The following is a 26,605-nucleotide window of genomic DNA, read 5'->3' on the forward strand; positions in this document are numbered from 1 at the left end:
GAAAGCTTTTCTGGTTTTATTAATCGGTATATCTTCCTTTTCAATTACATGGGTGATGGCTAATACAGTTATTCAAATTGCTGTATTACCGCTAGGTGTATGGATTTTATATTTCATTCTCAAACGAAAAGAGGGGCGTTGGGAGCGGTATCGTAAATTCGCATGGTTAGGGTTCGGGGCGAATTATATTTTCTTACTCAGCATACTAGTGGCAAGTTCGATTGGGCATTTTGTTTATCCGACAGATCATGCGGAGACGTTTGTATCGGATGTGAAAGAAGCATCGATTCTATCCATTCATCCAACTGGAAATGCGAAGGCTGTCCTCAATATGAGGGTATTGAATTCAGAAATTCAATCGCTGAAGCAATCACAAATTTTCGATGAGTCTTGGTATGAGGATACGTTATACCAAGAAAAAGCGAAATATGAACGTTTTCCATACTTGTTAAAGGATGCGAAACCAAAATGGGGAAGTGGCCACCGTTCGACGATTTTTGTAGAAAAAGACGGGAAAGGTTTGCTCATACAAACTCCGACTGAACATCTGTACTTCCGTTCAACTCAATCATTTGTTGAGGGAGGTGACGAAAAATGAGAAGACCTCACATAACGTGGATATGGACTTCTGTAGCGAGTGTCCTCCTTTTAGTCTTTATGTGGTGGAATTATTCTCCCCCGTCCCAATTTCCGGATGAGCGCCAACTTCTACAGGAAATGAACGACATGTTGAACCAATATAGGTCTGGAGACAAAGTTGCTGACATTCAACAGGCGATTCAAGCAGATCGTCGTCACGTTGCAGTTCCTTATATTTCAGATGACGGTAATTATGGAATGAGCTTTTGGATTTGGGGCAAATGGAAATGGGAGTTAATCAGTTTGGAATCGAATGGAGAACCCAGGCTCTGGATGATTGACAGAAACGACCCGACTTCTTATTTCTTAACGTGGAATGTTGCACCTGAAATCGCTGCAGAGAAATTGAATGCGTATATCATCCGTCGGAGGGATTATGGAGTGATGGATGGAAAGACCTATTATAGCCCTCGAGTTCAAATGTCCAAAGAAATAGTATTAGCTGAAGAATCGTTCGGTGCAATACCGCTTCCTCCAACTTGGCAAGAAGTGTTGCAATCTTCTATTCACTTAGATGAGACAGAAACATTTCCGTTGTTCACTAGTTACTCAACAGCTGCTATGCAATTCGAATTCAAGTGGGATGCAGTGGGCGGCAATGGAAAATCGGTCTCACAAGAAATCTTGTTCAAGAGTCCCCAATATTCATATGGCTCAAGTGATTTTCAGTACATGATGATGATTGACGAACGTGAATTGGAGTAGGTGTAAAGGAATGACTACTCAAGAGGAAATTATGGATGCTGAAAGGGTTTCAGCGATTTGTAAAAACTATAATTTACAGCCGGAAAGAATAGAGATTTTACGTACAGGCAAAAAAATATTGGTGAAAGTGACAGCTGAGTCGACTTATTTGTTGAAAGGTGAACGTGCGGACGTTTTATATTGGGAAGCTTGCTGTCAATATGCTCAACGACTTGTTGAAAGCAATATGAATGTTGCGAAGTATGTTAAGACAACTAGCGGTTTACATGTACATGCAGAAGATGGATTCGTTTTCACTTTAGAAAAAGAATTGTCAGGGCATGAACTAACCTTTATGACAGATGAGTTGCTGTCTAAAATAGGTCGTTTATTAGGTGAACAACATACTATTTCATTCAAAATCCAGTCACCCTTCACTTCAGGGACATCGTGGAGCATGTTTGGCGGCAACGTGACGGAAAACCTTGGGGACTATGATGAAAATGAATTAAGTTTCTTAGAGTTTAAGAAATATTATCAAGGTTATCCCTTATTTGCAGCAATTGAATCTTTGTATCTTGACTATCGGAAAGAGTTGCAGAGAGCTTGGGCGCAACTGCCTCAAGGTGCTGTTCAAGGGGACTTTTGCTATTACAATATGGTGTGTGAAGAGAGTGGAAAGCTCGGCATTTACGATTTTAATCTAGCTGGAAACGAAGTGTATTTGAACGAAGCCATTGCAGTCGCTGTTTACCATGCATGGCACGCGCCTTATAACGGAGACCTGACGGAAGTAGAGCGATTTCAATTATTGTTGGAATCGTATACTTTTGAACGCCCCTATACAGAAAAGGAGCAGGTACTTGTTCTGATTCTGGAATCAGTGATCCGGGCTTTTCGTTATGATCGGGTGGAAGCAGGGTTATCTTTAAAGGATGAACAAAAGAGAGATGAGTTCTTGCAAGAAACGCTTAATATTTTGATGGAAGTAAAGCTTGAAAATGGATGGGAGGCAAGGTGATGGACAGACGAATTCGCAATGGTGCAATATATGGTCTAATTATTTCCTTATCCCTAGGACTTTTCTTGGCTAATTATAAACATCTTACTTTAGAAGATGGAGTTGAGATGAAAGAGTATTTGCCAGTTTATGAGTATGTGATTTCGGTATTACGCTATGGTGCGATGGGGACGTTGATTGGGATGTTCATTGGTTGGAGAATGAGTAAAGCAAAGTATGAAGGTCCTAAAACGTATTATGGGGAAGTGTTTCTCGGAGTAATCTTCCTTACATTAGGAATGACGGAGCTGGCTTATTTGTTGGGGGGATGAAGGATGAGTAAAAAACTATGGATACCGATAGTGAGTGTATTCGTCCTAATTGCCGGAATCTGTACCTTTCTAAAGATGTATCCGCCATTAGAGACTGGAACAATCGCTTCAAACTTGGATCAGACATTGTACCTTGTAGGAGTCGGGAACCGCGGGCTGAGTACGATTCAACTTGTAAATGTAACCGTGAATGTGGAGGAAGTGCCAACTGAAATGAAAGTTCAAACCTGTGATGCATTAACAGGATTCACACTTACTGAAGACTATAGAACCGAAGAGTTAAATGGATGTGGAGTCCGCGATTTAAAAAATGTTTCTATTAAAAAGGGAACGTCTCCTGCTAAAACATTAACAAAACACAATGAGGGAACAGTTACTAAAGAGGATTTGATTTACGGTGTGACCGTGAAGAACGATTTACCGATTCACACTGTGAATATTGAGTACAGATACTTTGGAATTCCGTTACGTCTAGTTGTTGAGTTGGACTGATTTGTGAGAAATTGTTTTCTTGAATTACAAACAGAGGAGAATACTAGGGTGAAGGAAACAAACGTGAAATCAGTTATTGGAATGGATTTGAAAACGCTTCTAGTTGAGCAGCTCGCAGTTTATCAAAAAGGAGAAGGATGGGAATATCTCTGTCCAGAACCAGTTCTGCGTTTTCAATCCCCAACAGATTTCGAGCGACCGTTATACTGGGTTCTGTCATGGAAAGAAACGGAGTATGGCGATGATCAATTGCTGATTGACGAGACGCATGACGCTGATACACTCTCCCAATTTCAACGAGTTGAAGGATTTCGAGAGCCGTTAATCGTAAGTTCTTCGATTCAACTGGAAAATACACTTGTTCAACGTGTGCTTGTGTATGGTTACAAAGATGAAGAAAAAGAATTTTTGACATCAATAGTAATTAAATTAGAAAACATATATGTGACGTTTACCAGTGGACCAGTCTTCACTGTTACCATTACGAAAACGTTTCCGGAAAACATGGATAGGGAACTGTTTAGGGTAGGGGAATAAGAGTATTGGGGGATTTGTTAGAGTAATTGAATTAAATCTTGTTTGATTAGCTTGCTACCGCTTTGATCGTGGGAGGTTTATGAGCGGAATCCAAGATTTATGATCACAAATCTAAGTTTATGAGCGAAATCCGTGACTTATGATCACAAATCCAGGTTTATGAGCGGAATTCGAGATTTATGATCACAAATCTAAGTTTATGAGCGGAATCCGTGACTTATGATCACAAATCCAGGTTTATGAGCGGAATCCGAGATTTATGAGCACAAATCTAAGTCTATGAGCGGAATTCGAGATTTATGATCACAATCTCAAAGTTATGAGCATAATTCCAAGTTTATGAGCACAATCTATCTCCCGGGCCGCGCATACCAGGGGAAATCAGCTAATAAACTTACTCACCCCTAGTGAGGAGTCTTTTCTATGAAAAAAATTGCATTATATGCTTTTTGTCTCTTTTTTGCCGCTGCAGGAGTTGGCCACTTCTTATTGGATTCATTTTTCATCATGGCTATGCCCGAATGGGTGCCGTTGCGACCGGCGATTGTATACATTTCAGGTATTATGGAAATCTTGCTGGCACTTGGTTTGTTCCTAAAGCAAACTCGTGAACGAGTGGGCGTGTTAATTGCTATCTTTTTAGTGCTTGTGTTTCCAGTGAACATCTATATGGCACTGACACCGGAGAATTTTGATTTGTCTCCAGCAGCATTATGGATTCGTCTGCCATTGCAACTTGTGCTCATTTGGTGGGTGCTAAAGGTTCGTAAATATTAAAATAGAATTCAACATAAAAACACTCAGTTGCTCTGTCAATTTGAGTGTTTTTGCATGTAATAGAAATAAGATGTTAAGAATACTATGCATTATGTTAAGAATAGTGTACATTAAAGTGAAGAGGTGTCGTGATGCTGAAAAATCGGTTAAAGGAGCTGCGTGCGCGTTACAGCTTCACGCAAATAGAATTGGCAAAGCAAGTCGGTGTTACCAGACAGACGATCGGGTTCATCGAAAAAGGTGAGTTTTCACCTTCTGTCACACTGTCATTAAAACTGGCAAAGGCGCTTGATTGTGATATTAATGAAATTTTTTGGTTAGAGGGGGAGGAAGAACATGAAGAATGATATGCGCATCACCTATCCGCTTTGGCAGATGGCTGGAATTTTTATTATTATGGGATTTGTTTTGTTGGTTGGCTATGCTGCCACAGTAAATACTTTTTCAGATGGTGGATTTGGATTTGAAATTAGCATGAGTGGGAATTCAGGCATCTTGCTGAACGCAATGATGGTGATAGTCGTCTTTTACTTACTCCTGTTTTGTCTGCGGATTGCAAAACACAATAAAAGAATGCCCAAACACAAAATTTCAATGACAACCTATAAGCCACAGGAGTATTTAGAAGATGATGAGCTGTTTCAAGATGTCACCAAACAGGCGACCAAAAAAGTGTACACGTATTTTGCTTGGGCGTTACCAGTAATGGCAGGTGTCTATTTAATGCTGCCAATCAGTAAAACGTGGATGATTGTAGGGGTTTTACTTCTTGCAGCGGGGCAATATTGGATTTACTATCGAACAATCCGAAAATTTATGTCGTCAGTGTGATGAAAATGAGAAACGAGTATCCCGATTCACGGATACTCGTTTTTTCATGACCAATTAAAACTCCTGCTTCCACAAGGGGGCAAACCATTTCACACCTCTGCGATTCACGGGCAACACTTTCATGTCCGCCACTAAATGACTGATATAGCCTGCCAATCCTGCTAAGACTAACCCATCAAATGGCCATTCCATATAGAGATACTTTAAAATGAACGCATAAAACACAACGCCGATAAGTGAATGCGTATAAGACCGATGTGGCAAAAATGAAGCAAAAATAATAAAACTTCCCGCAAGCAAAATGCCGATGGATTGATCCCATACAAATCCAAGCAACATAACCAGAATCCCTGTGATCGTCAGCATCCGTCTTTGTGTAATCACCCGTGAGACAATTAGAAGGATAAGGCCGATCCCTGCGTATATGTAAATTTCACGGCTCATTCCTTGAGTCATCACTTGATAAATGAGCATAAGTAAAATCCCGATACCGGCAACTTCCATGAGTACCTTACTCACTTTTTTCGACAATGTAATGCGATTACTTGCGAGTCCATTTGTGTCTAAATCTGGTGCAACACCAGACGCACCCCCGATCCCCGCACATATCGCGACGGTCATGAAGTCTGGTTGTGTGATGTACCCGGCAATTGCGCCAACTGCAATGCCAATTCCTAAATGTGAACTGCCTTTCATCTGAAACCCTCTTTAGCTGTAAGTTTTGAGAACGAACTGTTCCAATACGAACGATTGGAACGTACATTCTATAATCGCCGCTTTCCTAGTATAAACGAGAGAAGGAGAAAATGGGGAATACGTTAACTAAAAGTTTATATTCATTGTTGGAGAGACGCCTATGAGCGTAGGAATACAAGCTGTATTCTCCCTCAAGCAATATTTTTACCATGCTGTTTTTTAAGGTTTATACTTAAAATAGTAAGAGCTTATTAGCATTTTAGGAGTTGAGGAGATAATAAATGGATTATATCCAAAGAGGATCTCGAGAGTATAAACATACGAATTGGGCTTTATTCGCTGCAGGGTTTATTACATTCGCGAACCTCTATATTACACAACCGCTTCTGCCGGAATTCTCGAAGGAGTTTAATATATCCCCAGCACTTGCAAGTTTGTCCTTATCCGTCACGACGTTTGCATTGGCAATCAGTCTGGTGATTGTCAGTTCGTTATCGGAAGCATGGGGACGAAAACGATTAATGACGATTTCAATTTTTGCTTCGTCTATGTTAACGCTCGCCTTAGCGTTTTCACCAACGTTTGAAGTGCTACTAGGACTGCGAATTGTTCAAGGAATCACTTTCGCGGGACTACCTGCCATTGCGATGGCCTACTTAGGTGAAGAAATGCATCCGAAAGACCTTGGTGTCGCAATGGGACTCTATATTAGCGGAAACTCAGTGGGTGGCTTAGCAGGGCGCATCATGATGGGGACATTGACAGACCTGTATAGCTGGCAAATTGGTATGATCGTCATCGGAGTGTTAAGTTTGCTGATCAGCGCATACTTTGTTGTCGCATTGCCAAGTTCTAATCACTTCGTTGCACGTGAGCTTCAGCTTAATAACCTACGGAAATCATTGGTCTCCCATTTGAAAGATCCTGCCATGTTGAAGTTATATGGGATCGGATTCTTTCTCATGGCCAGTTTTGTCATGCTTTACAATTACATCGGTTTTAAATTGCTAGCACCGCCCTATTCGTTAAGTACAACGATTGTTGGATGGATTTTCATCGTTTACTTGGTGGGGACTGTTAGCTCGACGTGGTTTGGGAAGTTGGCGAATGAGTATGGACGCCGAAATATCTTGTTAATTGGTACAATCCTTATGTTGGCTGGGGCAATCATTACACTGAACGCCAGTCTCATTTTAAAGATTGTTGGGATTGTAGTCTTTACATTCGGCTTCTTTGGAAGTCATTCGATTGCGAGCGGATGGGTGAGCCATCGTGCGAAACATGACAAAGCCCAAGCTTCTTCATTGTATTTATTTTTCTATTATTTTGGTTCAAGCGTTGGCGGGACTACTGGTGGTTTTTTCTGGTCTCACTTCGGTTGGCAAGGAGTAATCGGGCTCATCACATTCTTCCTTCTGATCGCTATTGTACTGATCCGAATGCTTAGTTTGAGAGTAAAGAACTGAACGTAGCTGCTTGAAAACTGAATAGATAAAGACATCCTCAATTCCAAAGATTGAGGATTTTTTTGTGAAAAAATATATAAAACGATAATAACATTCTAGAATTCGATAATAATTTATTGAATATCGATAAATAATGATGTAAGATTAGATTTAATCTAACCAAACGAGGTGTTATTGATGAAACGCGAAACACTATTTTTAAAGGTGACGCTTGTGATTATGGCGCTTCCGATTTTAGCTCTTTGTATCTTTGTAGTTCCCCTAGTTGCAGAATTCTTAGCTGAACTTGTGCCCAACTTGGCATTTTTGCAATATCCGTTTCAAATCGGACTGTATGCGGCTGCACTTATTTACTTCGTGGCCCTATATCAGACCATGAAACTTTTAACGTATATTGACAGGGACACAGCGTTTTCAGATGCTTCCGTTACCGTGTTGAAGAACATCAAACTATGTGCCCTCATAATAGGAACGCTTTTTGTGGTGTTCATGCCACTGCTTTTCATGATGGGAGATGCCGATGATGCACCAGGGCTTATTGTAATCGGATTGGGAATTATTTTTGGCTGCATGGTCATCGCTGTTTTTGCCGCTGTTTTACAGAAATTATTACAAAACGCAATCGATATAAAATCTGAAAATGACTTGACGGTCTGAGGTGAATCTTATGTCAATTATTATTAATATCGATGTCATGCTCGCTAAAAGGAAAATGAGTGTTACGGAGTTGTCTGAGAAAGTGGGAATCACAATGGCGAATCTATCCATTTTAAAAAATGGAAAGGCGAAAGCGGTTCGGTTTTCAACGTTAGAAGGGATTTGTAAGGCGCTGGATTGTCAGCCAGGCGACATTCTAGAGTATCAAGGTGAACAGGGGCAGCAAGATGGCTAAGGGATGGGAAGAGGTCATGTCTCCTGATGCGAGTTATTTAGGTCGGCTAAAAAGATACCTGACGCAACTGATTTACTTTGGGAGGGAGCAAGCATTGTCTTGCGTCTTTCCGGTTGTCATTTTTGGTTCATTGGCATTGACGCAAGTCATCCCTCTTCCATTACTGCCTAGGTATGATTGGTTGCTCCTCATTTTCTTACTCATGCAATGGTGGATGGTTCACTCTGGACTTGAAACGAAAGATGAACTGAAAGTAATTACATTGTTTCACCTTATTGGACTGGCTTTGGAGGTTTTTAAAGTGAATATGGGATCCTGGTCTTATCCTGAAGAAGGGTATATGAAAATTCTCGGAGTGCCTCTTTATAGTGGATTCATGTATGCCAGTGTTGCTAGTTATTTGTGCCAGGCATGGAGACGGCTGAATGTTCAGCTAGTAAAGTGGCCGCCGTTCCTATTGGTAGTTCCTCTTGCAGCTGCAATTTACTTGAATTTCTTTATACATCATTTCTGGATCGACATTCGTTGGTGGCTATCTGGACTCGTACTAGTTGTCTTCTGGCGTTCGTGGGTGACCTATGAAGTGAATGGAAGTCGATATAAAATGCCCATTGCCCTCTCCTTTACACTCATTGGATTTTTCATATGGGTTGCAGAGAATATTGCTACTTTTTTTGGTGCTTGGCAATACCCAAATCAGACGGATACGTGGAGTCTGGTACATCTAGGAAAAGTGAGTTCTTGGTTACTGCTCGTGATTGTTAGTTTTCTAATAGTCGCAACGCTGAAACAAGTAAAACGAAAACTTCCAGTTTCAAAGAATGAGGAGACTAATTGAAAAGAGGCATCGACGTTAACTTTGTCGTTGCCTCTTTACTACTTATTTTTCTGATTCCTTTTTAGGGATTAAACGCTCAGGTCCCATATAGAACACGGCGATGATCGAAATCGCTACAGGAATGAGTGCCCATAAAAATGTCGTCGAGATTGAAGTGGACATGGCGTTTGTAATTACCTCTAGAATATTAGGTGGAATCGTTTTGCGTGTTTCAGGTAGGAAGACGTTTTGGATATTTCCAATCGATTCGATGCTACCTGCACTGTTACCTGGCATTTTTTCAAAACCTGAAGTGAGCCCGCTTGCTAACAGCTTTGTTTGAATCGCACCGAAAATCGTAATTCCGAGTGCCAGTCCGAACGAACGGAAAAATGAGTTTGTTGAGTTGGCAGAACCGCGATATTTGAAATCCATTTTGTGAACTGAAGCCGCTGGCAGCAAAGAAAAGGAAAAACCTACACCGAATCCGACAAATACCATGTAAACGGATAGGAGAGTCCTTGCCGTGTCCGGCGTAATCGTGGTCATTAGAATCATTCCGATTGAATAGGCAATCACTGAAATGACCATGATTCTACGATAAGATGTCTTCGTTTGAAGAATTCCACCAAGTGCACTACCTACAACAGTCCCAATTAGCATTGGCATTAATACAATACCTGCATTCGTTGCAGACCCTCCATATACCGCTTGGACGAATATCGGGATGAAAATCGTCAGGCATATGAATGTTGCACCGTAAAGAAACGCAAGTACTTGCGATGAAGCAAATAGTCGATTTTTAAACATCCAGAACGAAATGATCGGTTCTTTTGCTCGTGTTTCTGCCCAGATGAACACAATGAAAAAAATCACGAAAATGCTAAACAGTGAAATGCTTTGCCAAGAGGACCAAGCAAATTCTTTACCACCGAATTCGAGGCCAAACATGAGGCTAACCACTGCAACGACAAGTGATATTGCCCCGATCCAGTCAATTGTCTGCTTGACGGGTTTCGAAGCTTCTTTATAAAAACGAGCGATGAGTAATAAGGACACTAACCCGATTGGAATATTGACATAGAAGACCCAGTGCCAGCTAATGGATTCCGTGATCCAAGCACCGAGCAAAGGTCCAATCACACTAGATGCACCGAAAACAGCGCCTAATAGACCAGTCATTTTCCCGCGTTTTTCAGGTGGGAACACATCAAATACAATGGTGAATGCGATTGGTAAAAGTGCACCGCCACCGATTCCTTGAATTGCACGGAAGACTGCTAACTGTGGAACGGATTGTGCCAGGCCACAGAGGGCAGATCCAATCATAAAAACGATAATACCAAAAATGAAAAAACGTTTCCTTCCAAACATATCGGAGAGCTTACCGAAAATCGGCATCCCTGCAAGAACAGCGACTGCGTATGCCGAAGTGATCCATACATAGCTGTCGACGCCACCCAAATCTCCTAAAATCGAACCTAATGCTGTCGCGACAATCGTGTTATCCATTGCCGACATTAAAATACCGAGAAGGATTCCAGCGAGTACAAGCCGTAACGTACTTTTTTCTTCCAAACTAAATTCCTCCTATATGTCATGTACTCGTAAGCATTCCTGCTTTTGAACTTTCCTATAATATCATGATTATTAATTCTTGGCATCTGGCATGTTGGACACAAAGTTTTGCATTTTTCAGCTCCAAAATAGTCGAATTTAAGAATTCATAAATTTGGACATACAAGTGCATACTAGCCATATTCAATTGGTATAGGGAGCGGATCGAAGATGACTACATTTGAAAAGGGATTATCTATCTTTGCGTTAGGTGGGATAAATGAAATCGGAAAAAACATGTATGTGGTGCAATATGAAGAGGACATCTTCGTTATTGATTGTGGATCAAAGTTTCCTGACGAGAGCTTACTTGGTATCGATTTGATCATCCAAGATATTTCTTACTTAAAGGATAACAAAGACCATGTTAGAGCATTAATTATTACCCATGGTCATGAAGATCATATTGGAGGCATTCCTTACTTCTTGAAACAGCTGAATCTTCCTGTGTATGCAACTGATCTGACGCTAGGGTTGATAGAAATCAAATTGAAAGAACATGGACTGCTACGATCTACGGAAATGCATTTGATTGACGATACATCCGATTTGTCGTTTGGCAGTGTGAACATCACGTTTTTCAGAACAAATCATAGTATTCCTGATTGTGTAGGCGTGGTATTCCATACACCAATAGGAGTTGTCGTCCATACGGGTGACTTCAAATTCGACCTGACTCCAGTGAACAACGAGCCACCCGACATCCATAAGATGGCGAGAATCGGGGACAAGGGTGTATTAGTGTTGCTTTCAGAGAGTACCAATGCAGAGCGCCCAGGTTTTAATCCTTCTGAAATGGCGGTCGGATCCCATATTGAAGAAGCGTTTCGAAATGCACACAGAAAAGTCTTCATCTCAACATTTGCATCGAATGTCCACCGCGTTCAGCAAGTGATCGATGCAGCACAGAAAACGAATCGTAAATTGGTGTTATTAGGTAGGAGTATGTTGAATGTCGTGAAAGTCGCTTCGGAGCTTGGCTATTTAACGATTCCTGATGGCATGATTGTCGAGCCTTATGAAATCAAGAAAATGGACCCTCAAAATGTTGCTGTTCTTTGTACGGGGAGCCAAGGGGAACCGCTCGCTGCGTTATCCCGTTTAGCCAGTTCGAACTCAAGGCATACAGAAGTGCTCCCTGACGACACGGTCATCTTAGCGTCGTCTCCAATTCCAGGTAACGAAAAGAACGTTTCACGGATCATTGATCAGTTATTCCTTTTGAAAGCTAACGTGATCTATGGGTCTGAAGAAGGGATGCATGTATCCGGTCATGCTCGTCAGGAAGAACTGAAGCTCATGCTGACACTCATGAAACCTAAATACTTCATCCCCATTCATGGGGAGTACAGAATGCTTCACAAACACAGACAATTGGCCGAATCGGTGGGAGTGGAACGAGAAAACATCTTCATCGTCAACAATGGAGAGGTAGTGGATTTTGACGGTCAAACCGCACATCAAACAAGAAAAGTCCGAGCTGGTAGGGTATTTGTCGATGGTTTAGGAGTTGGGGATGTAGGAAATATCGTGTTACGCGATCGAAGACTACTTTCAGAAGAAGGAATGCTCGTGATTCTGATTACTGTAAGTAAAGAGACGGGCAGGCTCCTAGCTGAACCCGATACAATTTCGAGAGGTTTTGTTTACAAACCAGATGCACAAGAATTGATAGAAGAAGTGAATGAATCGATCAAAACGACTGTTGACAGATTCAAGACAATCAATGGCAGCGATGGGGCCGTTATGAGACAACAAATCAAGAAATCTGTAGAAACACTACTGTTTGAAAGAACAAAAAGAAGACCGATGATCTTGGTATTTGTGATCGAAATCTAGAGTTGGCCATTAAATACCGTATTGAAAAACAGCTAGTATGAATAAAAAGTGATGAGTCAGATGAGCAATCATCGGGCTCTTCTTTTTTATACTAGGATAGACAACTGCTCTATACATAAAAATACTATTCTTTGGGCATGCTAATTTAAAAGACATTATTGAATGAGGGGATACGTATGCGAATTGAGCGGTCATCGGAATGGAAAGAAGGATTTTTAGAACGTCTCGAGAATCGCAAAGAATGGGATAATTGGACGCTCTATCAAATGTGTTATGACATGGAACGAGCGAAAGTGATTCCGGAGTTTCACGGTCTCCAATCGCCAAAACATTTACCAAATCTCACGCCGTATGCACACCAATTGGAGGCTGCTGAAACAGTTATTGAGCGGATGAATGGGAAAGCCATTTTAGCAGATGAAGTGGGACTTGGAAAAACGATTGAAGCAGGACTTGTATTAAAAGAGTATCTCATCCGAGGTCTTGTGAAAAAAGCGCTCATACTAGCTCCAGCATCCTTAACCAATCAATGGATTGCTGAGCTGAATCAGAAGTTCCATATTCCTGCGATTGCTTACAATAAAAAATACAATCTAGATCACTGCCCAATTGTTGTGACGAGTATCGACATGGCGAAAAGAAGTCCTCACAAAGAGATGATTTATCAGCAAGAGTTCGATTTGGTCATTATCGATGAAGCTCATAAACTCAAGAATCCTAAAACTAAAAACTATGAGTTTGTTCAGCAATTGAAGAAAAAGTTTTGCTTATTGTTAACGGCGACCCCGATTCAGAATGATGTGTTCGAATTGTTTAACTTGATCTCTCTGCTGAAGCCCGGTCATTTAGGAAACTTAGAAACGTTCCAAAGTGTGTTTTCTGCGAGTAAGCATCATGTCGAAGAAGATGAGTTTTTGAAGGAATTGATCCAACAAGTGATGGTACGGAACATTAGACACGAGACTGGAATTGAATGGACGAATCGTCTTGTACAAATTATGCCGCTAGACTTTACGGAACAAGAACGAGCTGTCTATTCAATGATTTCGAAGTTACCAGTTTCAGATTCGTTTACGTTGCTTACCCTTCAGCGGGAAATGTGCAGTAGTCAGCTGGCTGCGGTGTTGACATTAGAGAAATTACATCAGGCAACAATCCAACCGGAAGTTCGATTCCAGATTGAAGAGATATTGTTGAAGCTGACAGAGCTGGACATCCATTCTAAAGCAAAAAAAGCGTTGGAGCTCATCCAAAAAGTTAATGATAAAGTGATCATTTTTACAGAATATCGTGCAACGCAAGCCTATTTGCAAGCAGTTTTACATGCGAAAGGTATCACGAGTGTCCTGTTCAATGGGAAGTTCAGTAAAAACAAACGAGAGTGGATGAAGCAGTTATTCCAAGGCAATGCACAAGTGCTAATCGCAACTGAATCAGGAAGTGAAGGGATAAACCTGCAGTTTTGTCACCATGTTATTAACTATGACTTGCCATGGAATCCAATGAAGCTAGAGCAACGGATTGGACGTGTTCATAGACTTGGACAAACGGAAGACGTGCATATATACAATTTAGCGGTTCAACAATCAGTAGAAGACAAAATGGTGGAATTACTTGAACGGAAGATTGGTGTGTTTGAAAAAGTGGTCGGGGAATTGGATCATATCTTAACAGATGGCAAAAGGTCTATTTCTTGAGTAGTTTTGTGAATGGAGGTTATCTATGCGCCAGCAAGAAATTCATCAGTACATCCAGCGGTTTTTCCATGAAAACAAATGTAGGGTACTTGACGAAAGCTATGATCATATGACGGTTCAGTTAACAATCGACATGGATAAGCGCATTATGAATCGTCCGTATTACTGGAGTTATGTAGAAAGTGGAGGTGTAGAACCAAATCCGGCTAAGCTTACATTGATCACAAACCCGAGTCAGTTCTCAGCCTCGTTGGCAGGAGAGCGAATCCACTTTGGCTCACCGAGACTTCATCAGCTGTTTCAAGTGACGAAAGAACAAGGAGCCTTCGTTCAAATGTATGAGAAACCTGGTCAAAATCAGGCGACCCAAGTCACGTTAACGCCATGGCTAGGAGTGAATTATAAAATTACGTATTCCAGTGATCGGACTAAAGAAATGCTCTATTCGTTAGGGATGAATTTAATGAATGGTGCAGTCATTGATGGGTTTCAAGAGTCTGTCCGCAAACTAGATCTAGCGCCATCGGTTTCTGCGAATACGTACTACCTACCATATAATATACCTCCAATGCGCGCCTTAAATCGCCTTGAAGAGGTGATGGAAAACGTTGTGAATCAGGATGATCACACATGGGTGGATGAAGCGAAGCAACGACAAGTCAGAGATTTGCGGGTACTGGATTACTTCTACACGGGAGTGGAGGATGTGCCTGAGAGTTATGCAATGGAGAAAAAAGCGATTGAGGAACAGTATGAAACGACAATCCGAATTGAAATTATTAATGGCGGATTGTTTTATTTGAAGACGGCGTTACTATAATTTTTATAGATTTCAATAGAATGTAGAATTTATTCTGAAAACACTGTATAATCATCCTTAACTAGTAAAGGGAGGGTTGACCATGACGCTATTGTACTTGAATTCTTCTCTGTAAACGAAAAAATACAGGAGGAATCTAAATGACACAATCATGGGTTGAACCCTTTTATCGAAAGCAATTTGAGTGGATGAATCAGGATATGGATATGAAAGATGCTTATAACGAGTTAGCTCAGGAAGTGAAAGAGCAAGTTGGGAACGCTTTTAGCGAGATGCTGGATATTGGTGCAGGTAGAGGAGATATGGCAAAAGCTTTGGCAGAACAAGACATTGAGATGACGACACTGGAGCTTGTCCCCGAGCTGGTCGAATTTGCTAGAGAACGGTCCAATGGAATGGTGACAAGTTATTGCGGAGATTTCTATAAGTTTGAACTGCCTGAAGTTTTTGACGTTGTAAGCTACTTTGACGGGTTTGGAATTGGATCAGACGAGGATCAGCTTCGACTCTTGAATCGGATTCGAAAGTGGATGAAGGAGGATGGCTGTGCATTGATTGACATCTATCAGCCTAGGTACTGGCAGCAGGTGGATGGTCAGGAAATGACGGTACACGCAGCACGTCGTGTCTATCAGTATGATGAAGAAGAACATCGCATGCTCGACAGTTGGTGGCATGCCGATCATCCCGAGGAAAAAGTAACGCAGTCCCTACGCTGTTATTCTCTAGAGGAAATTAGTGAACTGTGTGAACAGGCTGGTTTGAGAATCGTCGGCATTTTTCCGGGCGGGGCGATGGATTTTGAAGAATGGCGGTATCATGATAAGGTGCCGTTACATGAGTGTTTGTCGTATCGGGTGAAGGTGAAAAAAATAGTATAATCGGATGTCAAAAAGGGTGCCATGAAGGCACTCTTTTTTGTTGGATGAAGAACTGATACCCATGAGGAATTTGAAACTTTCGAAAGAGACAATTCGTAAATGAAGTAAGAAACGTAAGAAAAGGGGTGAGAACGCTGTTGAAAAAAGGGATAGGGATTTTGCTCATAGCTTCCGGAATAATATTTGGAATTACTTGTACAGGTCTCCTTTTCACGGATGGGGTTTTCTACTTATTTCTTTTCATATTGCTCGCGTTTCCACTGTTCATGGCTGGACAATGGCTTCGAATCGATCATTCCTTAACTAAACAGATTATGGTGAAATTCACTGCGATTTTTGTTGGCATCCATCCTTTTATAGATGGAGATGGACGAACTTCTAGACTTTTGCTGAATTCAGAAGTAATGAAAGATGGATTTCCTCCTGTCATTATTAAGGTGGAAAATCGATTGGCCTATTATGAAGCGCTTGACAAAGCACATACGACAGAAGATTATAGCGATTTTATAGCATTAGTAGAACGTGAAGTAGAAGACTCTCTTGACTTATATCTAAGTACAATTAGTTAAAACGCATCTCTATGAGGTGCTTTTTTGCAACCAACAGTTGTGCTTCAATCCGGCCAAATCTTTCAATTTTTAGATAGGAGGTTAAAAGATGACACTTCAATGGAAAAGAGAAAATATTATATTTGATAGCTTGTGTGAAGCAGATGTTTGGGCAGATTCACTAGGAAATGAAATGTATGCAAGATTATATGATGGTTATGACACACCGGATTATAAAATAGCTTATTCCTTGGCTTTTAGACTTGCCGAGATGAAGGAATTCAGAGTCTTCACAAAAAGGACAATAGGTAATGATTATAGATATAAAGTTTGGTTGGTTCCTTCTTAGTACAGAACTAACTTTAAATTCAAACTAACGGGGGCAATTCTTGAAAAAGGATTTGCCCCGTTAAGCAAACGGGCCATTTAGAGGATTAAGTCTCTTTTAAAATAAAGAACTCTTCTTGAAAAAAAGGAGAAATCCTTATACTACTGTCTTCGACAATGGTTTCTCCTTTAGTCCGCTTAGAAAAATTAATATTAAATATAGGAGTTTTTTAAAACTTCTTGTCTTAACCTGCAATAAAGGTTTGTAAACTGTTTTATAGTATCTTGGTGTCTGTGGAGGTTATTTTGACTGTTGTAAGTGGATATACCTAAATTGGTAAGGTGTTTAACCAAAACCTTCCACTCTTCCCACTCTGTTGATTGACTTAGTAACCCATTATAATACTTATCGAATTGTTCAACGAGATAAAAATCTGTTAACACCTTCGAAATAGTACTACTTGAATCTATATCTAATGCAACGATACAAAAAGGTATTATCTGTTGAGAAGTTGGTATAGATTCTGAAGAAAAACTTAATCTCGTTTCTAACCAATGATTCATACCAAGTACACCAAATGAGGTATCTATGGGAATCCATTCTTTAAGATTTTGGTTGTAATACTCAATCCATCTATGGTCATTATGGTTCCATCCAAAAATGGAATAGAAATCCCCATGCTTTTCAATAAGATTTTTAGAAAAGTTTTGTCTTTCTGTACTTTCCGGATGGGAGTTTATTTCCAAAATCCAACGGGTTTTTATTCCTATATGGTTTAAAACCTTTTCAACTACCTTTGCCTGTTCTGCACAGTTCCCAGCCTTACGTATTAAAATTTCTTCCACTGTTCTTTCCATATAGTCAGTTTCGACCCATTCAAATTCATCATTTATCCAGGAAAATATTCGTTTTATTTTTTCATCTTCCTCTTTTGCACCAATTATTCTGGAATTTATTAGATTTGATATTGCTATGTTAAAATTCATATAAAGCCCCCCTTCTTTTATTATATAGATATTAACATAATTCATTATTTTCTGGATATATTTGCGGTTAGAGCAAGATACTAGGCTGTGTTGAAGTCCTATTCGTAAATAATTGTAATACCAATCTCATTGTGCAATCGGGTGCGATTCTTGTATAAGAAATCTGCACCCTTTTCAGTAATCGTGCCATTTTCGAATAAAAGGAATGAATTAAATGTGTATAAAAGAGACAGTAGAAATGTTGAATTATCAATTTCTTAATCGTTCTAATAAAAATCGAGCTTTAGTAGTGGGGGTGGATGGATTAGGAGGGGCAGGTAAAACTACCTTTTCACAGAACGTTGAGCAAGAATTAAGAGGGTCTAATTATAAGGTTACTACGTTTCATCTTGATGACCACATTGTTGAGAAGAACAAACGTTATCAAACTGGGCACGAAGAATGGTACGAATACTATTACTTGCAATGGGATATTGACGGAATAGTAACCAACTTACTAGAGCCCCTGAATAATTCACATCATATACTTTTACCGTTTTATGATAAATCTACTGATTCAATTTCCACGAAACGGATTGATGTATTAGCAAACAGCATTGTTCTTATTGAAGGTATATTTCTACAAAGGAAAGAATGGAAGAATTTCTTTGATTTTATTGCTTTTATAGATTGTCCTTTTGAACTAAGACAGAAAAGGGTATTAAATCGAGATTCTTACATTGGAGATTTCCAAGTAAGATTAAAAAAGTATACTGAAAGATACTGGCTAGGCGAAAAACATTACATTAACACAGTTAATCCCGCGAGTATTGCAGATTTAGTAATAAACGTCTAATAAACTTTACAATCGACCGTTTGCCATAGATTTAAATTACAAACATATTTTATACTCTGCTGAAATCGGGGGCTTTTCTTGGTGCGAAACCTTCCTCATTTAAATGAAATGTGGTCACACAATTTCGCTAAAGATAGGAGTTAACGCAAAGGCTACCCCCCATTGTCGAGTAGCACGCTGCTTATTCAGGATAAGCGTGGTAGAAAGGTTCGGCTAATAGGAGTGAGAGCTTACCGTAACAGTTTGACTGACGAAAGCCCATGCGATGGGGTGGGGTAAATCATGATGCTTGGGTTAAAAGTCTTAATTTAATGCGACGCTAGTGGCAGCACCTGAATAGAAGAATTTTAAAGGAACGAATTAAGAAGGAACACGACTTTAAAGATAATATATTTTATAAAACCTAGGAGAACTGGGATTGCAACTACCGAATGCAATCTTAGTTCTCTTTTTTTGCCACAAGCTGTATAGGGCAGAATACTATATGATGTCTTCTTGGACAGAAGGACATATGGGGGGGAAGTGGAGTAGAGGTAAATGAATAAATTGAGCAATAAAGTGTAAAGTGATCTTTTCATAAAAAAGAGAACCGGCCATGTAGTAGCAAGTTCTCTTTGTCAGTTTTAATCAAGATCGCAGGACCCGTCATCTTCTGACGATACCCAGACGTGTGACCAGTTTTCGATTTCTTTTAGTACAGGTTCCAAGGAGTGTCCTTTTTCGGTTAAGGAGTATTCAATGATCACTGGAGTTTCAGGGAATACTTCTCGTTTAACAACACCTTGGACTTCGAGATCCTTCAAACGATCCGACAAGACTTTTCCGCTAATTCCAACAGCTGACTGAATTTCACTAAACCGTTGTGTTCCTGATAATAGTTGATAAATTACCAACCCCGTCCATCTTTGACTAAGAAGTGAGATTGCTTTTTCGAATTTTGGACAAATCGTTGATTGTTTCATGGGATATACACCTCTTTCCATATAGTATACCATAGGAAACAGCATATTTACAAAATGAAATGAAAGTACTTGACGATATAAGATTTATTATATATAGTAAGTTACATAAGGTAAGTAACTTATAAAATGAACAGTGATGCATTGCTTGCAGTGACATTCAAATAGTTCTAAAACAACAAGGAGAGGAGGATTGTGATGAGTTTCCATAAGAAACCTACGACATTTGTTGGTCATGTCCAAATTAAAGTAGAAAACCTGAAGCGGTCGGTATCCTTCTACCAAGACATCCTTGGTTTTGATATTCTAGAGCAAACGACTTCGTCGGTGAAGCTGACAACAGACGGGAAGACTAGCATATTGTCATTGGAGCAACCGGAAAATGTTGTACCCAAGCAAGGTAAAACTACGGGGTTGTATCATTTTGCTATTTTATTACCGGAGAGAACCGATCTAGCAAATCTAGTGATTCATTTATCCAAACAAGGTATTCCACTAGCATCTTCCGATCACCTTGTCAGTGAAGCGCTGTATCTCAATGACCTAGATGGAAACGGGATTGAAATCTATATCGACCGGTCTCCTGCAGAATGGATTTGGCAAGAGGAAGAAGTAGCTATGACCGTAGACCCTCTTGATTTTGAAAATCTGCTGGCAATTTCAAGCTCTGACTCGGCATGGAGAGGAATGCCAAAGGGAACGGTGATGGGGCACATCCATTTACATGTTTCTGAATTGGTGAAGACCGAAGAGTTCTATGTGAAGGGTTTGGGACTTGATGTCGTCAACCGTTTCGGTAAGCAGGCATTGTTCCTCTCTTCAGGAAAGTACCATCACCATATAGGAGTCAACATTTGGAATGGGCAAGGAGCACCGCGACCGTCTCAAAATAGTGTAGGTCTTCAATCATTTACACTCGTTTTGCCTGATGAAGATACGCGTATACAAGTCATTGAAAATATTAATCTGATTGGCGGAAATGTTATAGAAGAAGACCATCACTATGTCACATCCGATCCATCAGGAAATCGAATCCTTTTAGATGTATAAGTAGGTCGTCTTACAAAAGAACGAATAGGTTGGTGTCAGTTAAATGAGTTTTTTTACAAAAATTTTTACTAAACAATCCAAGGAGGAAGTCAAAATGAATACAATGAATATCGGAATTATTTTAGGAAGTACACGTGAAGGACGGGTTAGCCCACAAGTAGGGGAATGGTTAAAAGGAATTGCAGACAAACGTGGAGACGCTAATTATGAAATTATCGATATCGCAGAATTCCAGTTGCCGTTCATGGGAACAACTGACGGAACTGAGCCCGGAATTGCGGCTTGGAATGAGAAACTTGCAAGCTTAGATGGTTTTGTATTCGTTGTAGCAGAATACAATCATAGTATTTCAGGAGCGCTGAAAAATGCATTGGATCTTGCGCGCGAAGCTTGGAATAACAAAGCTGCTGGGATTGTGAGTTATGGTTCAACAGGTGGCGCTCGAGCAGCAGAACATTTACGAGGTATTATGGGAGAACTAATGATTGCAGATGTTCGTACTCACCCAACACTTTCACTCTTTACTGATTTTGAAAACGGATCGGTATTGAAGCCACAAGATTTACATTTGGATAATGTGAATTTGATGCTTGACCAAGTCAATGCTTGGAGCGGAGCATTAAAAACACTTAGATAACAGCGTTAAGTCCAAAAAAATGAAAATAGTTTAGTAAAGCTCTGAGCATTTTGCTTAGAGCTTTTTTGTGTGTTCTTCTTAAAAAAAACACTTACACCCTTCGTGTAAGTTCTGCTATAGTAAAACAGACCGGTTGGTATGCCGAAGGAAGGAAGAGGAACGTGGATACGAAAACACGGATGATTGAAACGGCGACAAAGCTTTTTCAGCAGAGAGGCTACAAAGCTGTGGGACTGAACGAGCTGCTGCAAGCATGTGGGATTACGAAGGGAGCACTCTATCACCATTTTCCTGGAGGGAAGGAAGAGTTACTCATCGCGTGTTTGCAATCGCTGAACGAGACGCTAACGAGAGATATTGAACTGCTATTTAACAGTGCTCCATCTACAGAAATTGCAGCCCGCGCTGTCATTGGTGAGATGATAAAGGATTTGGATCGGGACGGTACGATCGCTGGCTATACGTTTAGTAGCATTGTTAGTGAAATGTCTCTTCTAAGTGAATCCGCTCGTGATGCTTGCAGAGCACTATATGAAAAAATTGAGTCTATTTTCTATGCAAAATTAATTGAAGATGGCTTTTCATGTGATCGGGCGTCCTCAGTGTCTTTGTTCTTGACCGCATCCATAGAAGGTGGATTGCTCTTGTGTCGTGCGCAAAACTCTTCTATCCCTTTACAAACGATATCGAACGTCATACCTGAATTGATGAAGGAGTTTTAATAAGTATGGTGAAGGAACGAGAAATTAAAAGAGGATTTATCATGTTGGCATTGTTCACGGCGGGTTTTGTTGGGTTGTTCAGTGAAACTGCTTTAAACATCGCGTTAGGTGAACTTAGCCACATTTTTCAAGTTAGTACGACCGCAATTCAATGGCTTGCTACAGGTTATTTCTTAACGCTCGGAATTCTTGTTCCGATAACAGGGAATCTGATGCAAAAGTTTACGACACGTCAGTTGTTCATCGCATCTCTGACTTTGTCGATTATCGGAACCATTACTGCGGCAATGGCGCCTGTCTTCAGTGTGCTGATCATCGCACGTGTCATTCAGGCGGCGGGCCTTGCAATCGTATTACCGCTAACGCAAAATGTGATTTTTACAATTTATCCACCGAACGAACGCGGGGGCGCCATGGGGATTATGGGTCTTGTAATTCTTGCTGGACCAACACTCGGGCCGACCGTTGCTGGACTAATTCTAGACACTCTCTCGTGGCATTGGATTTTTGGGGTTACGTTGCCATTCTTAGTGTTCTCTTTACTATTCGGATACATTTTCATCCCGAATTTAAATGAAGTACGAAACACCCGAATCGACAGTCTATCCGTCATACTGTCTACACTTGGTTTCGGGGGGCTAGTGTACGGATTTAGTAGTAGCGGTGACTATGGATGGGGAAGTATACAGGTAATCGGAACAATCGTCCTTGGACTCGTTGCGCTCTTCTTATTCGTTGTCCGACAGACGAAGCTCGAGTCACCTATGCTTAACTTACACGTTTTCAAACACCCGCAATTTGTATTGGGATTCACAATGAATAGCATTACATTCTTCAGTATGCTTTCTATGCTCGTTGTTTTGCCCATATACATGCAAGTTGCGCTCATCGTTTCAGCCTTTGCAACTGGACTGGTTTTGCTTCCAGGCAGTCTGCTGAATTGTATTCTTGCTCCTCCAATTGGACGGTTATTTGATCGGTTTGGTCCACGCGCAATCATTACACCAGGAACCCTGCTTGTTGTGGTGGGATATGCCCTCTATACACAGTATGGAACAGAAACCGCTTTGTGGATGATGGTTGTTACACATATAGTGATGATGCTTGGCGTAGGAATGACCATAGGAGCCGTTCAGACGAATACACTGAATGCATTGCCGAAACGGCTCTATCCAGATGGCATTGCTGTTACCCAGACATCGCAGCAAGTATCGGGAGCTGTCGGTATTGCTATTATGATTTCAATCCTAACTGCTAAACAAGGAGTAGCTTTAGCGGAGGGAGCTACAATGATGGCAGCTACAGCGGCAGGTACTTCTATGGTATTCACGTTCAGTTTAGTACTGGCTTTCATTAATGTTGTACTGTCTCTCTTCTTGAAGAAAACACAATAATCCTTGTACAGTGAACGAATTGGATGGTTTATAAAAGCTGGCTCTGCTAAATAGGCGGAATCAGCTTTTATTGCGTCAATCATCTTTCATAGACTGATAATCAAATAAGATTAGAACACTTAAACCTGGGTAAATTAAGTAGTATCACTCACTTGTGTAACGTTAACTTTTTGGTCGAAGGTGGATACCAGCCCTCAATATATGCTGGCTAAGTAGCCTGGACAGCCATTGTTTACGAATGCAAGGAAAAGGAGGAAACCCAGTTTGAAGAAAAACTATGATTTGATTGTAATCGGTACAGGAACAGCAGGTTCTAGTACTGCTCAAGCTTGTAAAAAAGCGGGTTGGACTGTGGCCATTATTGATAGACGTACATATGGTGGTACATGTCCTCAACGGGGGTGTGACCCGAAAAAAGTGTTGGTAGCCGCAGCGGAATGGATCGATTGGAAGGAGAGAATGGAAGGAAAAGGACTCTCGGGAGATGCACGTATCGATTGGAAAGACTTGATGGCTTTTAAGAAAACGTTCACGGAGCCGATTCCTGAAAACACCGAAAATAAATTTAAGGAGCTCGGGATTGATAGTTTTCATGGAGAGGCGAAGTTCGAATCCAATACGCAAATCCGAGTAGGCGATGATGTGATTACTGGGAAGAAAATCGTCATTGCAACAGGTGCACAGCCAGTAAAATTAGGACTAGATGGTGAGGACTTGATGATTCACAGCGATGACTTTCTCGACATTGAAGAATTGCCGAAGAAGATCATCTTTGCAGGAGGAGGCTACATTTCAATGGAATTTGCGCATCTCGCTGCACGTGTCGGTGCGGAAGTTGAAGTCATCCATGGTGGAGAACGGCCACTGGAACAATTCGATTCGGATTTAGTCGATCTTCTTGTAAAACGCTCTGGACAGGTCGGCATTAAAATCCATCTGAATACGCGTGTCGAATCTATAGAAAAGAACGGAAAAACGTATACGGTAACGGCTGAAAAAGACGGTGCAAAGCAAACCTTTACAGGCGATTTAGTTGTCCATGGATTGGGGCGCGCGCCTGCACTCGATGTTGATCCTGAAAAAGGACATGTGGACCTTGGTGAAAAAGGTGGCGTTCAGGTCAATGAATACCTGCAAAGTGTCAGCAACCCCAATGTTTATGCAGCAGGGGACTCAGCCGAAACTTCAGCGCCCCCATTGACTCCCATTTCTTCAAGGGATTCAGCTGCAGTCATCCAAAACTTACTTCATGGCAACCATACGCCAATTGTCTATCCAGTTGTGCCGTCTGTTGCGTTCACGGTCCCAAAAATCGGTTCCGTCGGTATGACAGAAGAGGAAGCTAAAAAGTCTAATCAAAAAACTAAAGTGACGTATCAGGAAATGACAGATTGGTTTACGTTTAAACGGACGAACGAGCAAGCAGCTGCATTCAAGCTCATAACGGACGCTGAGAAAGGAACCGTTCTGGGTGCGCATTTTTTAGGCGACAATGCTGATGATCTCATCAATCATTTCTCCACAGCGATTCGTCTAGAGTTAACTTTTGAAGAAATGAAGAAGACGATTTTTGCTTACCCTACAGGAGCATCCGATATTGGTTCCATGTTGAATGAAGTTAAATAAGCGAGTTATCCTTGCAAATGAAAACCCCGCCATCCAGTGGATGAGCGGGGTTTTACCTATAGTTCACGTTATTTCTTCGACCAATCCGTATGGAATGATCCATCCTTGTCGATACGTTCATACGTATGTGCTCCAAAATAATCGCGCTGTGCCTGGATTAGATTAGCTGGTAGTGTCGCTGTACGATAACTATCATAATAAGCAAGAGCGCTAGAGAATGCGGGAGTTGGAATTCCTTGTTGAATCGCAAGGACGAGTACTTCACGAAGTGCTGACTGATAGTCGCCAACAATTTTCGTGAAATAAGGGTCTACCAATAGGTTCGGCAACTCTGGATTCTGATCGAATGCGTCTTTAATGTTTTGGAGGAACTGCGCACGGATGATGCAGCCCCCACGGAAGATCATCGCGACCTCTCCATATGGAATGTCCCACCCATATTGTTCAGACGCAGCACGCATTTGAGCGAAACCTTGAGCATACGAACAGATTTTACTCATATACAATGCTTTACGAATTGCTTCGATCATCGCATTACGATCTCCTGTAAACGATTCTACTTCAGGCCCTGTTAGTAATTGACTCGCAGCGACACGCTCTTCTTTTATAGAAGAGATGAACCGTGCAAAGACGGACTCCGTTACGATTGGAAGTGAGATTCCTAGATCCAATGCGTTTTGACTTGTCCACTTCCCCGTACCTTTTTGACCAGCTTTATCCAAAATTTGATCGAGTAGGGGATTACCCGTCTCTTCGTCTATTTTTCCGAAAATTTCAGAAGTGATCTCAATTAGGTAACTATTCAGTTCACCTGTGTTCCACTCTGCAAATGTGTCATGTAGCTCTTTAGGCGTCATATCCAGAGCATGTTTCATGATGAAGTACGCTTCAGAAATCAATTGCATATCGCCATATTCGATGCCGTTATGGACCATTTTTACATAATGCCCAGCCCCTTCAGGACCCATATGGGCACTACATGGCGTGCCATCCACTTTCGCAGAAATGGCATCAAGAATCGGTTTTACTTGGTCATATGCTTCCTTCGGTCCTCCTGGCATGAGTGAAGGACCGAACCGCGCGCCTTCTTCGCCACCGGAGACACCTGTTCCAATGAAATGGATACCGGATGCTTTTAACTCGGCTGTACGCCGATTCGTATCTTCAAAGAATGTGTTGCCTCCATCGATTAAAATATCGCCTGACTCGAGGTGAGGAAGGAGTGATTGGATGACGGAATCCGTAGTCTCTCCGGCTTTAACCATCATCAAGATCTTACGTGGTGTTGCAATGGACCTAACAAACTCATCAAGAGTGGACGCCCCTATGATGTTTTTTCCTTGAGCTTCATTTGCGATGAATTCATCTGTGCGGTCTGTCCAGTAGTCATAGACCGCAACAGGGAATCCCTTACTCTCCATGTTCAAGGCCAAGTTCAACCCCATGACCCCAAGTCCGATAACACCGATTTGCTGATTGCTCATAGCCATCCTCCGTCCTAGT

Annotated in this window: 30 protein-coding genes; 25 read left to right on the forward strand and 5 right to left on the reverse strand. The window is 41.1% G+C overall.

Going from position 1 to position 26,605, the window contains the following annotated elements:
* The first annotated feature begins 55 nt into the window (after nt 1-55).
* The 9 genes from N693_RS0106365 (at nt 56) to N693_RS0106405 (ending at nt 5,292) form a co-directional block, all read left to right on the forward strand.
* The gene (locus N693_RS0106365) at nt 56-598 is read left to right on the forward strand and encodes a hypothetical protein (RefSeq protein ID WP_156028875.1); all 543 of its coding nucleotides are present in this window, start codon (nt 56-58) and stop codon (nt 596-598) included.
* Nucleotides 595-1,344 carry a hypothetical protein gene (locus N693_RS0106370; RefSeq protein WP_025783968.1) on the forward strand — a complete coding sequence of 250 codons (750 nt, stop codon included), beginning with the start codon at nt 595-597 and terminating at the stop codon, nt 1,342-1,344. The genes N693_RS0106365 and N693_RS0106370 overlap by 4 nt, the downstream gene beginning before the upstream one ends.
* A gap of 10 nt (nt 1,345-1,354) precedes the next feature.
* Complete coding sequence (locus N693_RS0106375) at nt 1,355-2,344, forward strand: hypothetical protein (protein ID WP_025783969.1); 990 nt, start codon at nt 1,355-1,357, stop codon at nt 2,342-2,344.
* Nucleotides 2,344-2,655: a hypothetical protein gene (locus N693_RS0106380; protein WP_025783970.1), complete on the forward strand. Its 312-nt coding sequence runs from the start codon at nt 2,344-2,346 to the stop codon at nt 2,653-2,655. Before N693_RS0106375 ends, N693_RS0106380 begins: the two co-directional genes overlap by 1 nt.
* A gap of 3 nt (nt 2,656-2,658) precedes the next feature.
* Nucleotides 2,659-3,147, forward strand: coding sequence for a hypothetical protein (locus N693_RS0106385; protein ID WP_025783971.1), 489 nt, complete (start codon nt 2,659-2,661; stop codon nt 3,145-3,147).
* 48 nt (nt 3,148-3,195) lie between these two features.
* A complete protein-coding gene (locus N693_RS0106390) occupies nt 3,196-3,684 on the forward strand; it encodes a hypothetical protein (RefSeq protein WP_025783972.1) in 489 nt (162 codons plus the stop codon).
* Between the two features lie 423 nt (nt 3,685-4,107).
* A complete protein-coding gene (locus N693_RS0106395; RefSeq protein ID WP_025783973.1) occupies nt 4,108-4,461 on the forward strand; it encodes a hypothetical protein in 354 nt (117 codons plus the stop codon).
* A 131-nt stretch (nt 4,462-4,592) separates the two neighbouring features.
* Nucleotides 4,593-4,808: a helix-turn-helix transcriptional regulator gene (locus tag N693_RS0106400; protein WP_025783974.1), complete on the forward strand. Its 216-nt coding sequence runs from the start codon at nt 4,593-4,595 to the stop codon at nt 4,806-4,808.
* The gene (locus tag N693_RS0106405; RefSeq protein WP_025783975.1) at nt 4,798-5,292 is read left to right on the forward strand and encodes a hypothetical protein; all 495 of its coding nucleotides are present in this window, start codon (nt 4,798-4,800) and stop codon (nt 5,290-5,292) included. The genes N693_RS0106400 and N693_RS0106405 overlap by 11 nt, the downstream gene beginning before the upstream one ends.
* A 54-nt stretch (nt 5,293-5,346) precedes the next feature.
* Here the strand turns inward: N693_RS0106405 and N693_RS0106410 are convergent, their stop codons facing one another.
* Nucleotides 5,347-5,988: a metal-dependent hydrolase gene (locus tag N693_RS0106410; protein ID WP_025783976.1), complete on the reverse strand. Its 642-nt coding sequence runs from the start codon at nt 5,986-5,988 to the stop codon at nt 5,347-5,349.
* A 281-nt stretch (nt 5,989-6,269) separates the two neighbouring features.
* Between N693_RS0106410 and N693_RS0106415 the strand changes: the two genes are divergently transcribed.
* From N693_RS0106415 to N693_RS0106430, 4 genes are all read left to right on the forward strand, one after another.
* On the forward strand, nt 6,270-7,454 hold the full coding sequence (locus N693_RS0106415; protein ID WP_025783977.1) for an MFS transporter: 1,185 nt from the start codon (nt 6,270-6,272) through the stop codon (nt 7,452-7,454).
* Between the two features lie 174 nt (nt 7,455-7,628).
* Complete coding sequence (locus N693_RS0106420) at nt 7,629-8,111, forward strand: DUF2975 domain-containing protein (RefSeq protein WP_025783978.1); 483 nt, start codon at nt 7,629-7,631, stop codon at nt 8,109-8,111.
* A 10-nt stretch (nt 8,112-8,121) separates the two neighbouring features.
* On the forward strand, nt 8,122-8,346 hold the full coding sequence (locus N693_RS0106425; protein WP_025783979.1) for a helix-turn-helix transcriptional regulator: 225 nt from the start codon (nt 8,122-8,124) through the stop codon (nt 8,344-8,346).
* Between the two features lie 16 nt (nt 8,347-8,362).
* Nucleotides 8,363-9,184 (forward strand): DUF817 domain-containing protein, encoded by an 822-nt coding sequence (locus N693_RS0106430; protein ID WP_051508695.1) that lies wholly within the window; start codon nt 8,363-8,365, stop codon nt 9,182-9,184.
* Nucleotides 9,185-9,226: 42 nt separating this feature from the next.
* On the opposite strand, the gene N693_RS0106435 is transcribed toward N693_RS0106430, so the two are convergent.
* The gene (locus tag N693_RS0106435) at nt 9,227-10,684 is read right to left on the reverse strand and encodes a DHA2 family efflux MFS transporter permease subunit (RefSeq protein WP_051508696.1); all 1,458 of its coding nucleotides are present in this window, start codon (nt 10,682-10,684) and stop codon (nt 9,227-9,229) included.
* A 267-nt stretch (nt 10,685-10,951) separates the two neighbouring features.
* Here N693_RS0106435 and N693_RS0106440 point away from each other — a divergent pair, with 267 nt between their 5' ends.
* The 6 genes from N693_RS0106440 to N693_RS0106465 all read left to right on the forward strand — a co-directional run bounded on the left by N693_RS0106440 (nt 10,952) and on the right by N693_RS0106465 (nt 16,914).
* Nucleotides 10,952-12,619 carry a ribonuclease J gene (locus N693_RS0106440; RefSeq protein ID WP_025783982.1) on the forward strand — a complete coding sequence of 556 codons (1,668 nt, stop codon included), beginning with the start codon at nt 10,952-10,954 and terminating at the stop codon, nt 12,617-12,619.
* 176 nt (nt 12,620-12,795) lie between these two features.
* The gene (locus tag N693_RS0106445) at nt 12,796-14,316 is read left to right on the forward strand and encodes a DEAD/DEAH box helicase (protein WP_156028876.1); all 1,521 of its coding nucleotides are present in this window, start codon (nt 12,796-12,798) and stop codon (nt 14,314-14,316) included.
* 25 nt (nt 14,317-14,341) lie between these two features.
* Complete coding sequence (locus N693_RS0106450) at nt 14,342-15,136, forward strand: YqhG family protein (protein ID WP_025783984.1); 795 nt, start codon at nt 14,342-14,344, stop codon at nt 15,134-15,136.
* A gap of 140 nt (nt 15,137-15,276) precedes the next feature.
* Nucleotides 15,277-16,017, forward strand: coding sequence for a class I SAM-dependent methyltransferase (locus tag N693_RS0106455; protein ID WP_025783985.1), 741 nt, complete (start codon nt 15,277-15,279; stop codon nt 16,015-16,017).
* Nucleotides 16,018-16,154: 137 nt separating this feature from the next.
* Nucleotides 16,155-16,586, forward strand: coding sequence for a Fic family protein (locus N693_RS20570; RefSeq protein ID WP_025783986.1), 432 nt, complete (start codon nt 16,155-16,157; stop codon nt 16,584-16,586).
* 88 nt (nt 16,587-16,674) lie between these two features.
* A complete protein-coding gene (locus tag N693_RS0106465; protein WP_025783987.1) occupies nt 16,675-16,914 on the forward strand; it encodes a hypothetical protein in 240 nt (79 codons plus the stop codon).
* Nucleotides 16,915-17,105: 191 nt separating this feature from the next.
* Here N693_RS0106465 and N693_RS0106470 read toward each other — a convergent pair whose 3' ends face one another.
* Nucleotides 17,106-17,879, reverse strand: coding sequence for a transglutaminase-like domain-containing protein (locus tag N693_RS0106470; protein WP_025783988.1), 774 nt, complete (start codon nt 17,877-17,879; stop codon nt 17,106-17,108).
* A 238-nt stretch (nt 17,880-18,117) separates the two neighbouring features.
* Here N693_RS0106470 and N693_RS0106475 point away from each other — a divergent pair, with 238 nt between their 5' ends.
* Nucleotides 18,118-18,714, forward strand: a complete 597-nt coding sequence (locus tag N693_RS0106475) for a kinase (protein ID WP_253271160.1) — start codon at nt 18,118-18,120, stop codon at nt 18,712-18,714.
* 623 nt (nt 18,715-19,337) lie between these two features.
* Here N693_RS0106475 and N693_RS0106480 read toward each other — a convergent pair.
* Nucleotides 19,338-19,676, reverse strand: coding sequence for a helix-turn-helix domain-containing protein (locus tag N693_RS0106480; RefSeq protein WP_025783990.1), 339 nt, complete (start codon nt 19,674-19,676; stop codon nt 19,338-19,340).
* A 195-nt stretch (nt 19,677-19,871) separates the two neighbouring features.
* Here N693_RS0106480 and N693_RS0106485 point away from each other — a divergent pair, with 195 nt between their 5' ends.
* The 5 genes from N693_RS0106485 (at nt 19,872) to N693_RS0106505 (ending at nt 25,102) form a co-directional block, all read left to right on the forward strand.
* Nucleotides 19,872-20,723: a VOC family protein gene (locus N693_RS0106485; RefSeq protein WP_025783991.1), complete on the forward strand. Its 852-nt coding sequence runs from the start codon at nt 19,872-19,874 to the stop codon at nt 20,721-20,723.
* A 43-nt stretch (nt 20,724-20,766) separates the two neighbouring features.
* Nucleotides 20,767-21,360 carry an NADPH-dependent FMN reductase gene (locus tag N693_RS0106490; RefSeq protein WP_025783992.1) on the forward strand — a complete coding sequence of 198 codons (594 nt, stop codon included), beginning with the start codon at nt 20,767-20,769 and terminating at the stop codon, nt 21,358-21,360.
* A 161-nt stretch (nt 21,361-21,521) separates the two neighbouring features.
* Entirely contained in the window at nt 21,522-22,082 is a 561-nt protein-coding gene (locus N693_RS0106495; protein ID WP_025783993.1) for a TetR/AcrR family transcriptional regulator, read from the forward strand.
* 5 nt (nt 22,083-22,087) lie between these two features.
* Nucleotides 22,088-23,476 carry a DHA2 family efflux MFS transporter permease subunit gene (locus N693_RS0106500; protein WP_025783994.1) on the forward strand — a complete coding sequence of 463 codons (1,389 nt, stop codon included), beginning with the start codon at nt 22,088-22,090 and terminating at the stop codon, nt 23,474-23,476.
* Nucleotides 23,477-23,740: 264 nt separating this feature from the next.
* Nucleotides 23,741-25,102 carry an NAD(P)/FAD-dependent oxidoreductase gene (locus N693_RS0106505; protein ID WP_025783995.1) on the forward strand — a complete coding sequence of 454 codons (1,362 nt, stop codon included), beginning with the start codon at nt 23,741-23,743 and terminating at the stop codon, nt 25,100-25,102.
* Between the two features lie 68 nt (nt 25,103-25,170).
* Here N693_RS0106505 and gndA read toward each other — a convergent pair whose 3' ends face one another.
* Nucleotides 25,171-26,586, reverse strand: coding sequence for an NADP-dependent phosphogluconate dehydrogenase (gene gndA / locus N693_RS0106510; protein ID WP_025783996.1), 1,416 nt, complete (start codon nt 26,584-26,586; stop codon nt 25,171-25,173).
* Nucleotides 26,587-26,605: the final 19 nt, after the last annotated feature.

The sequence above is a fragment of the Sporosarcina sp. D27 genome (assembly GCF_000586555.1).
In the GTDB taxonomy this organism is placed as follows: Bacteria; Bacillota; Bacilli; order Bacillales_A; family Planococcaceae; genus Sporosarcina.

Bases quoted from the DNA above. Each gene is read 5' to 3' on its own strand.
- N693_RS0106385 (WP_025783971.1), top strand. From the start codon at position 2,659: ATGAGTAAAAAACTATGGATACCGATAGTGAGTGTATTCGTCCTAATT.
- N693_RS0106480 (WP_025783990.1), bottom strand. From the start codon at position 19,676: ATGAAACAATCAACGATTTGTCCAAAATTCGAAAAAGCAATCTCACTT.
- N693_RS0106395 (WP_025783973.1), top strand. From the start codon at position 4,108: ATGAAAAAAATTGCATTATATGCTTTTTGTCTCTTTTTTGCCGCTGCA.
- N693_RS0106370 (WP_025783968.1), top strand. From the start codon at position 595: ATGAGAAGACCTCACATAACGTGGATATGGACTTCTGTAGCGAGTGTC.
- N693_RS0106445 (WP_156028876.1), top strand. From the start codon at position 12,796: ATGCGAATTGAGCGGTCATCGGAATGGAAAGAAGGATTTTTAGAACGT.
- N693_RS0106430 (WP_051508695.1), top strand. From the start codon at position 8,363: ATGTCTCCTGATGCGAGTTATTTAGGTCGGCTAAAAAGATACCTGACG.
- N693_RS0106440 (WP_025783982.1), top strand. From the start codon at position 10,952: ATGACTACATTTGAAAAGGGATTATCTATCTTTGCGTTAGGTGGGATA.
- N693_RS0106470 (WP_025783988.1), bottom strand. From the start codon at position 17,879: ATGAATTTTAACATAGCAATATCAAATCTAATAAATTCCAGAATAATT.
- N693_RS0106490 (WP_025783992.1), top strand. From the start codon at position 20,767: ATGAGTTTTTTTACAAAAATTTTTACTAAACAATCCAAGGAGGAAGTC.
- N693_RS0106410 (WP_025783976.1), bottom strand. From the start codon at position 5,988: ATGAAAGGCAGTTCACATTTAGGAATTGGCATTGCAGTTGGCGCAATT.
- N693_RS0106380 (WP_025783970.1), top strand. From the start codon at position 2,344: ATGGACAGACGAATTCGCAATGGTGCAATATATGGTCTAATTATTTCC.
- N693_RS0106375 (WP_025783969.1), top strand. From the start codon at position 1,355: ATGACTACTCAAGAGGAAATTATGGATGCTGAAAGGGTTTCAGCGATT.
- N693_RS0106450 (WP_025783984.1), top strand. From the start codon at position 14,342: ATGCGCCAGCAAGAAATTCATCAGTACATCCAGCGGTTTTTCCATGAA.
- N693_RS0106425 (WP_025783979.1), top strand. From the start codon at position 8,122: ATGTCAATTATTATTAATATCGATGTCATGCTCGCTAAAAGGAAAATG.
- N693_RS0106405 (WP_025783975.1), top strand. From the start codon at position 4,798: ATGAAGAATGATATGCGCATCACCTATCCGCTTTGGCAGATGGCTGGA.
- gndA (WP_025783996.1), bottom strand. From the start codon at position 26,586: ATGAGCAATCAGCAAATCGGTGTTATCGGACTTGGGGTCATGGGGTTG.
- N693_RS0106365 (WP_156028875.1), top strand. From the start codon at position 56: ATGGCTAATACAGTTATTCAAATTGCTGTATTACCGCTAGGTGTATGG.
- N693_RS0106400 (WP_025783974.1), top strand. From the start codon at position 4,593: ATGCTGAAAAATCGGTTAAAGGAGCTGCGTGCGCGTTACAGCTTCACG.
- N693_RS0106435 (WP_051508696.1), bottom strand. From the start codon at position 10,684: ATGTCGGCAATGGATAACACGATTGTCGCGACAGCATTAGGTTCGATT.
- N693_RS0106475 (WP_253271160.1), top strand. From the start codon at position 18,118: ATGTTGAATTATCAATTTCTTAATCGTTCTAATAAAAATCGAGCTTTA.
- N693_RS0106485 (WP_025783991.1), top strand. From the start codon at position 19,872: ATGAGTTTCCATAAGAAACCTACGACATTTGTTGGTCATGTCCAAATT.
- N693_RS0106415 (WP_025783977.1), top strand. From the start codon at position 6,270: ATGGATTATATCCAAAGAGGATCTCGAGAGTATAAACATACGAATTGG.
- N693_RS0106500 (WP_025783994.1), top strand. From the start codon at position 22,088: ATGGTGAAGGAACGAGAAATTAAAAGAGGATTTATCATGTTGGCATTG.
- N693_RS0106465 (WP_025783987.1), top strand. From the start codon at position 16,675: ATGACACTTCAATGGAAAAGAGAAAATATTATATTTGATAGCTTGTGT.
- N693_RS0106455 (WP_025783985.1), top strand. From the start codon at position 15,277: ATGACACAATCATGGGTTGAACCCTTTTATCGAAAGCAATTTGAGTGG.